The sequence below is a fragment of the Chloroflexus sp. MS-G genome (assembly GCF_000735195.1).
GTDB lineage: Bacteria > Chloroflexota > Chloroflexia > Chloroflexales > Chloroflexaceae > Chloroflexus.
The window spans coordinates 1-6,591 of the sequence record NZ_JPIM01000174.1; the positions used below are offsets into that span (position 1 = coordinate 1).

Here is a 6,591-nt window from a genome sequence, read left to right on the forward strand (position 1 = left end):
TGAGTCTGTCGTTCGGTCGTCTTACGGGATTGCGCACACTTGGCGAACGGTACACGCCAACCTACTTTCTGGCAGCGCTTGGTAATGGCGGAATGGCTGTTACCTTCTTCATCTGGCTCAACTTCCTCGTTCCGCACCCGAAGACCCCCATCGTCACTTTCGACAGCATTGCAGCACTGTGGGCAAAATCGGATCTGATCGGGCAAATCCTCTTGCTGGTCGCGCTGGCTGGCGTTGCGATCTTTGCGTTGCGCCATCTCCAATCGCTGATCTGGAACTTGCAAGAGTTTTCTCGTTTCCGCCGCAGCAGTGCCTACGTGCAGTTGCGTGAAACGAACGGAGCGGTTTCACTGATGGCGCTGCCGCTCACACTCGCAATGACTATCAATGTGTTGTTTGTGAGCGGTGCGGTCTTTGTGCCCGGTCTCTGGAACGTGGTTGAATATCTCTTCCCGTTTGCGATGGCCGCATTCTTTGCCGTGGGAGTGCTGGCATTGCGCACCTTTGCCGATATTTTCGGACGAGCCATCAGCAACGGACATTTCGATTGTGCGCGTAACAACAACCTGACACAAATGCTGGCTGCCTTCGCCTTCGCTATGGTCGGCGTCGGTCTGGCAGCACCGGCGGCGATGAGCACCGTGAAATTGACGATTGGTCTCTCGATCCTCGGTGCAATCTTCTTTATCACCTCAGCGGTGGTCATTGCGCTCATTATGCTGGTGCTGGGTGTGCGCGCCATGCTGACCAGCGGACTGGCAACTGAGGCAGGAGCGAGTCTGTGGCTACCAATCCCCTTGCTGACCCTGATCGGTATTGCGGTGTTGCGTATCAGCCATGGGCTGCACAACGGGTTTGAGCTGCACATTGACGCACCACACCGCCTCGTAATCACGGCCATCTTCTTTAGCCTGCAACTGCTAGCCGGTCTGTTTGGTTGGTCGGTTCTGCAACGGGTGGGCTACTTCCGCACCTATCTCAATGGTTCGGCCCGTAACCCCAATACCTACGGCTTGATTTGTCCGGCGGTTGGGTTATTCGTGTTCGGGATGTTCTTCCTGCACGTTGGGCTGGTGCAGAATGGCCTGATCGAGAAGTTCTCGCCGATCTACTTCGTTGCACTAGCAATGCTGGCCGCCGTGCAGGTGTTAGGTATTATTACGATGTTCCGAATTGATCGTCAGTTGCTCGCTCAGCCCGTCAAGTCACCGGCCGAAGCTGAAGGTGCGGCTTGAGATCGACTTTCAATTGGGGTGGAAACAATCCACCCCCGAATGAGGTTGTTCCCCCGAATAAACGAGATGGGTGTCAAGCGACGGCGTGGGGGCGAAAGTAACCCGCCCCCACCCGATATTATTTTCTTTTATAGTTGCACGCTGAACGCTGCCTGGATACCGGGGATCGCTGCGACCTGTTCCATCACGTGTGGTGGAGCAGGTTCATCAAGGGTCAACACCATTACTGCTCGCTCACGTGGGGCACGTCGTCCGACGTACATTCCCGAAATATTTACATCTGCCGCGCCGAGCAACTGGCCGACCTTACCGATCATGCCTGGTTGGTCGTGGTGATAGGTTATCAACAAAGACCCCTGCGGCACAAAATCGACGAAGTAACCGTCCATCTGGACAATATGCGGTTCACCACGCAAGACGGTGCCACTAAATGTACGGGTACGTTCACCGGTCTGAACATGTAACGTGATCAGGCCGGCGTAATTTTCAGCTTCGGGAGTCACTCGTTCGGTCATCCGAACGCCACGCTCACGAGCAATAATCGGTGCATTCACCGGAGTAATACGCTCAACACTGCTGGCCGCCAGCAAACCCTGTAACACAGCCAGCCGTACCGGTTGTGTATCCATGTCGGCCAGCTCACCGCCCAATTCAAGATCGTAACTACGTACCGGCTCTTGTACCAGTTGCATAACCAGTGTGCCGAGTAGACGACCCAGATTGAGGTAAGGCTGGAGAATATTCCATGCTTCAGGCGCAACAAAAGGTGCATTAACCGCGTAGCGTGGCGTGCCACCGCTAAGCGCGATCACGACGCCTTCGGCCATCTCGGTACCGGCGCTCAGTTGCGCTTCAGCGGTCGAAGCACCAATGTGGGGAACGGTTATAACCTTCGGATGGCCGAGCAGCGGACTATCCGCTGGAGGTGGTTCCTGAGCATACACATCGAGGGCAGCACCGGCAAGATGACCACTGTTTAGAGCCTCGACCAGCGCTGCTTCATCAACAATCCCTCCGCGACTGGCGTTGATCAGGTATGCACCACGTTTCATCTGCATGATCCGATGGTGATCGAACATATTGCGTGTACTTTCGATCAGCGGTACATGCAGTGAAATAACATCGCTGCGCTGAACTAACTCATCGAGCGTCACCAGCGCCACACCCAACTGTTCGGCCCGATCAAAAGAGACGACCGGATCATACGCCAGCACTTCCATTTCCATTGCCCGTGCTCGTCGTGCCACCTCTGATCCGATCCGGCCTAAACCAACCAGACCGAGCGTCTTGCCACGTACTTCCCAACCCACAAATTCGTTGCGCGCCCAGCGCCCACTCTGCACTGAGGCATGGGCCTGCGGAATGCGACGGGCCAGACATAGGAGCAAGCCAATCGTTAGCTCGGCAACGGCCACGTTATTCGAGGCCGGTGCATTGACAACGATAATGCCGCGCCGGGTGGCCGCTTCTACGTCAATATTATCGACGCCGGTACCGGCCCGCCCGATCACACGCAACCGCTCGCCAGCAGCAATAACTTCAGCAGTCACTTTGGTTGCCGAACGAACAACCAGTGCATCGTATTCACCGATCACCGATAACAGTGTCGGTTTGTCGAGATCAAGCCGGACATCAACCGTACCGGCCTGGCGTAGCACATCAAGGCCTTCAGCAGCGATCTTTTCGGTGACGAGAATGCGGTTCATACCTCCCTCTCAACATGTGGTTCAAGTGAACTGGCGAGACGTTGTTCAACCTGCTCGCAAATCGCGTGCAGGATGAGCGTGTGAACTTCCTGAATGCGTGCAGTGTTGTTACTCGGTACAATCAGAGCATGATCGGCCAGATTCCGGGCCATGCCACCATCTTTACCCAGTAAGGCAATGTTGATCATGCCTCTGGCCCGCGCCGTACTCAAGGCATTGATGATATTCGGCGACTGACCACTGGTGCTGAAAACAATCAGTACATCACCAGGCTTGCCCAGAGCGGCAAGTTGACGGGCAAAGATTTCCTCGTAACCAAAGTCGTTGGCAATGCATGTAAGTGCTCCGACATCAGCGTTGAGGCAAATAGCAGGCAGTGGACGCCGATTGTACCGGTAACGACCAACCAGTTCTTCCGCCAAATGCATGGCATCGGCCGCACTGCCACCATTTCCGGCGGTATACAGCGTGTGTCCGGCCAGCAGTGCCTCGGTGGTGCAGGCAGTGATCTGGTCGATTGCCGGCGCGAGTGTGGTACAGGCCTCTAGCACGGCAATTGCTTCAGCGAGTTGTTGTTGGAATCCCATAGGCGCTCCATCGTGATGATTACGCGCCTATTATACGCGCTGGCGTTACGTTGTATGTTGATAGAAAACAAACGCGAAGCCCTGGTGGGATGGGCTTCGCGGAAGAAGAGTTTATCCGGCCCAGATAACGCTATGACACCGGCAATGAACGATAGCTATGCGCCAGATCGTTGTAGGGCGGCCAGCAGTGATCGATACGGCTCCAGCAGACTGTATTCCAACTTGATCGGCTTACCTTTTTCCTCGATTAGGTGTAAAACCTTTGCTACCTGTTTCAGCTCATCAATAAGCGAGGCCGCAAACTCGACTTCAGTTTTGCTTGCCATCGCCAAAACCAATTCTAACCGCCAACCTAAGTCGATCAGAACGGGGTAGGGCAGCATTTTGTGCAGTTCCTGCTCCAGGCGCTGTTGCTTATTACTACGAAGCATGTCAAACCACGATGGTTTTACCTCTAGCTGATTAATCGCCGTCTCCCACTCACGGCGCAGAATGGCACGTAGCTCGCGCAGTTCATAGCGCATCCGACGTAACTCCATCTGTTCGCGCTCGCCAATGGGCCGCATACAGAGTTCACGTGCAGCAACGAAGATTCGCTCATATTTGGCTAACTGATCGATCCGGCGCATAGCAACAAGCCAGTCTATTTTCTTGTCAATGTTCTTAATTCTCTTGACCAGATCGCCGGTCGAAATAAAATGGGCAACACTCACCACCAGTGTCACCAGCGATGTGGCAACCAGTCTCAGATCTTTACTGATCTGCCCCATTTCGACAATTTTGCCGGTTGAATCAACCAGTGCCGGAAGTCTCCCATTGCCCATTATTCTAAGTTGGCCTAGCTTAAGCAGGCGTTGGCCAGGTGAAAAGGTGACGATATGGGGACGAGAGGCAACGTCAATGTTTACTGCTTGAATCAGAATGGTCGTCCCATCACCGATCCCTAAACTCCAAAGACGCCAGTTGAGATTGTCTTCCAGTGTGTCCTGGAAAGTGGGGAACGAAGCTGGCTGCTGAAGGAAATCGTCAAAGCTCATGTCGCTGAAAGGCCATTGAAACTTGTAACTGCGGCCCTTGCCTCGCGAGGAAAATGGGTAGAACCGGTTGCAAACCGGATCAGCGCACCAGTACAGACAGTTTGGCAAGCCGAGCCAAATGATGTTCTGGCAAAAGGCTGGCTCACAAGCTCCAAGATGCGGGCCAGAGGCCCGCGCTCCCAGCAAAGAGAACACTACACTATTACGATTGATACGCCTGTATTGCCAGACCAGCCGCGACGCTGGTAAACACATCTATCTCCTGCAATTTCTCGGCGCCGAACTTTTCGCTCAACATACGGATGAAGCGCGGAACGCGGGAACTACCACCGGTACGGAGCACGACATCGATTTGCTCGGGTCGTAAGCCGGCTGTTGCCAGCGCCCGATCGATACAACGTTCGACTGCCCGTACATCAGGACCAATCAGTCGCTCGAAATCCCAACGTGGTATCTCATCGCGTACCGTCTGCTCACCCATGTCAAGGATGAAGGTGGCGCGATCAGCCTGAGATAACGCCACTTTAGTACGCTCGACCGCTTCATACATTGGTAAACCATAATTCTTACGAACCAGGGTGCGCAGAGCCTTCAGTTCGTGGGGACGATCACCAATCGCGACTGCTTCATCGATAATCGCCAGATATTTGGGCTGGGTTAGATCGATAATCGTCTGCCATTCGCTGAGATGCTCTAGGACATGGCTTGGGAACGGTAAACGACGCGGGCCGAGTGTAGCCCCCTCGCCGAAGTGCCGCAAGAGGCGGCCCATAACAATTCGACGGTCGAGCAGGTCGCCGCCTACCGGTACACCATCCGTTGCTAAAAACGATGGTCGCCCCCGCTCATCAAGCTCCATGATGGTAATGTCGAGCGTACCACCACCGAAATCGAATACCAGTACCCGTTGAGGTCGGCGATTGGTAGAGACATAGGAGAGTGCTGCCGCAGTAGGCTCTTCGAGAAAGCTAAATGATCGCAGACCGGCCAGCCGACACGCAGCCTGCATACGTTCAAACGCCAGCGCATCACTTGCCGGATCGGTCGCGTAGTGCACCGGTCGCCCTATCACCAGGTGGCTGATCGGGGCGCCGAGTTGCTGCTCGATCCGTTCAACAATCATACGCAAGACCAGCGCAATCAGCTCTTCCAGTGAGTAGTAGACACCGAAGACGTTAGTCTTCTGGAAACTACGGTCACGGAGGTGACTTTTCAATGACTGAAACAAGCGTCCTGGGGCATTTGCATCTACCTTTACATACAGCGCCTGCGTTACCGTACCACTTTCGGCAAAGGTCAATTCAGCATCACCAATATACCGCCAGACATATTCAATCTCACGCCCGACGTTTCCCTCGGTGAAGCGATTGATTGCCTCACGTCCGATAAAAGGTACGCCCTCGCGGGTAATGAAGAGCGTCGAGCGGAGAATAGTCGGCTGAAGGTTTATCGGGTCAAGATTGATCAGATGCAAGCGATGACCATCGTACACCGCAGCACTCGAATTTGTGGTGCCGAAATCAAGCCCGACGCGCATTGTCATTCCTCCTCCTTGATTGTCGTGGCGAAGGAAGTAGTTGTCTCCATCATGCCTTCTTCTCCTGACGTAAGCGTGAAAGGGAACTGAAGGAGGTAAGGTAAGAACCGGCTACCGTTTGGTACACAGTTATACCTACCGGAGCAGGTTCAGACTAACACGACGGCCCTTGTTTCGCCACTTTCGTACTGACTTGAACCTTAAGCGTATGCGCTTTAGACGAATCTGTCAATCGGTCTTGAGATGGAATAGGGTTTTCAGAGTTGTCAGCATTGGCGTCCATTTGCTACGGTTCAACAACGGTGTGGAGTGTCTAACAATGTGATTCAGAAACTTGTGGTTTTGATCAGGCGCTCAACAGGGGCGTTGACTGGAGGGCAAGCAACGAAGCGCCGAATCAACAACCTGGTGTGGGGAACGGTGGCGGACACCGCCAGCATTTCTGCGACGAGACGCCCTCACCTTCCCCCCAGCCCCCTTCCTCGCCCA

5 protein-coding genes are annotated in these 6,591 nt (G+C 54.3%); 1 reads left to right on the forward strand and 4 read right to left on the reverse strand.

Going from position 1 to position 6,591, the window contains the following annotated elements; translation table 11 throughout:
* Positions 1 to 5 precede the first annotated feature (5 nt).
* Positions 6 to 1,235: a TsoY family (seleno)protein gene (locus tag JE47_RS0119120; RefSeq protein WP_330216981.1), complete on the forward strand. Its 1,230-nt coding sequence runs from the start codon at positions 6 to 8 to the stop codon at positions 1,233 to 1,235.
* 128 nt (positions 1,236 to 1,363) lie between these two features.
* Here the strand turns inward: JE47_RS0119120 and serA are convergent, their stop codons facing one another.
* From serA to JE47_RS0119140, 4 genes are all read right to left on the reverse strand, one after another.
* Positions 1,364 to 2,941: a phosphoglycerate dehydrogenase gene (gene serA, locus JE47_RS0119125; protein ID WP_031461282.1), complete on the reverse strand. Its 1,578-nt coding sequence runs from the start codon at positions 2,939 to 2,941 to the stop codon at positions 1,364 to 1,366.
* Positions 2,938 to 3,528, reverse strand: coding sequence for a D-sedoheptulose-7-phosphate isomerase (locus tag JE47_RS0119130; RefSeq protein ID WP_031461283.1), 591 nt, complete (start codon positions 3,526 to 3,528; stop codon positions 2,938 to 2,940). Before JE47_RS0119130 ends, serA begins: the two co-directional genes overlap by 4 nt.
* 155 nt (positions 3,529 to 3,683) lie before the next feature.
* On the reverse strand, positions 3,684 to 4,565 hold the full coding sequence (locus JE47_RS0119135; protein WP_152556116.1) for a hypothetical protein: 882 nt from the start codon (positions 4,563 to 4,565) through the stop codon (positions 3,684 to 3,686).
* 202 nt (positions 4,566 to 4,767) lie between these two features.
* Complete coding sequence (locus JE47_RS0119140) at positions 4,768 to 6,108, reverse strand: Hsp70 family protein (protein WP_236631315.1); 1,341 nt, start codon at positions 6,106 to 6,108, stop codon at positions 4,768 to 4,770.
* Positions 6,109 to 6,591 lie beyond the last annotated feature (483 nt).

Coding starts and splice junctions, on each gene's coding strand:
- serA (WP_031461282.1), bottom strand. CDS start 2,941: ATGAACCGCATTCTCGTCACCGAAAAGATCGCTGCTGAAGGCCTTGAT.
- JE47_RS0119130 (WP_031461283.1), bottom strand. CDS start 3,528: ATGGGATTCCAACAACAACTCGCTGAAGCAATTGCCGTGCTAGAGGCC.
- JE47_RS0119135 (WP_152556116.1), bottom strand. CDS start 4,565: ATGAGCTTTGACGATTTCCTTCAGCAGCCAGCTTCGTTCCCCACTTTC.
- JE47_RS0119140 (WP_236631315.1), bottom strand. CDS start 6,108: ATGACAATGCGCGTCGGGCTTGATTTCGGCACCACAAATTCGAGTGCT.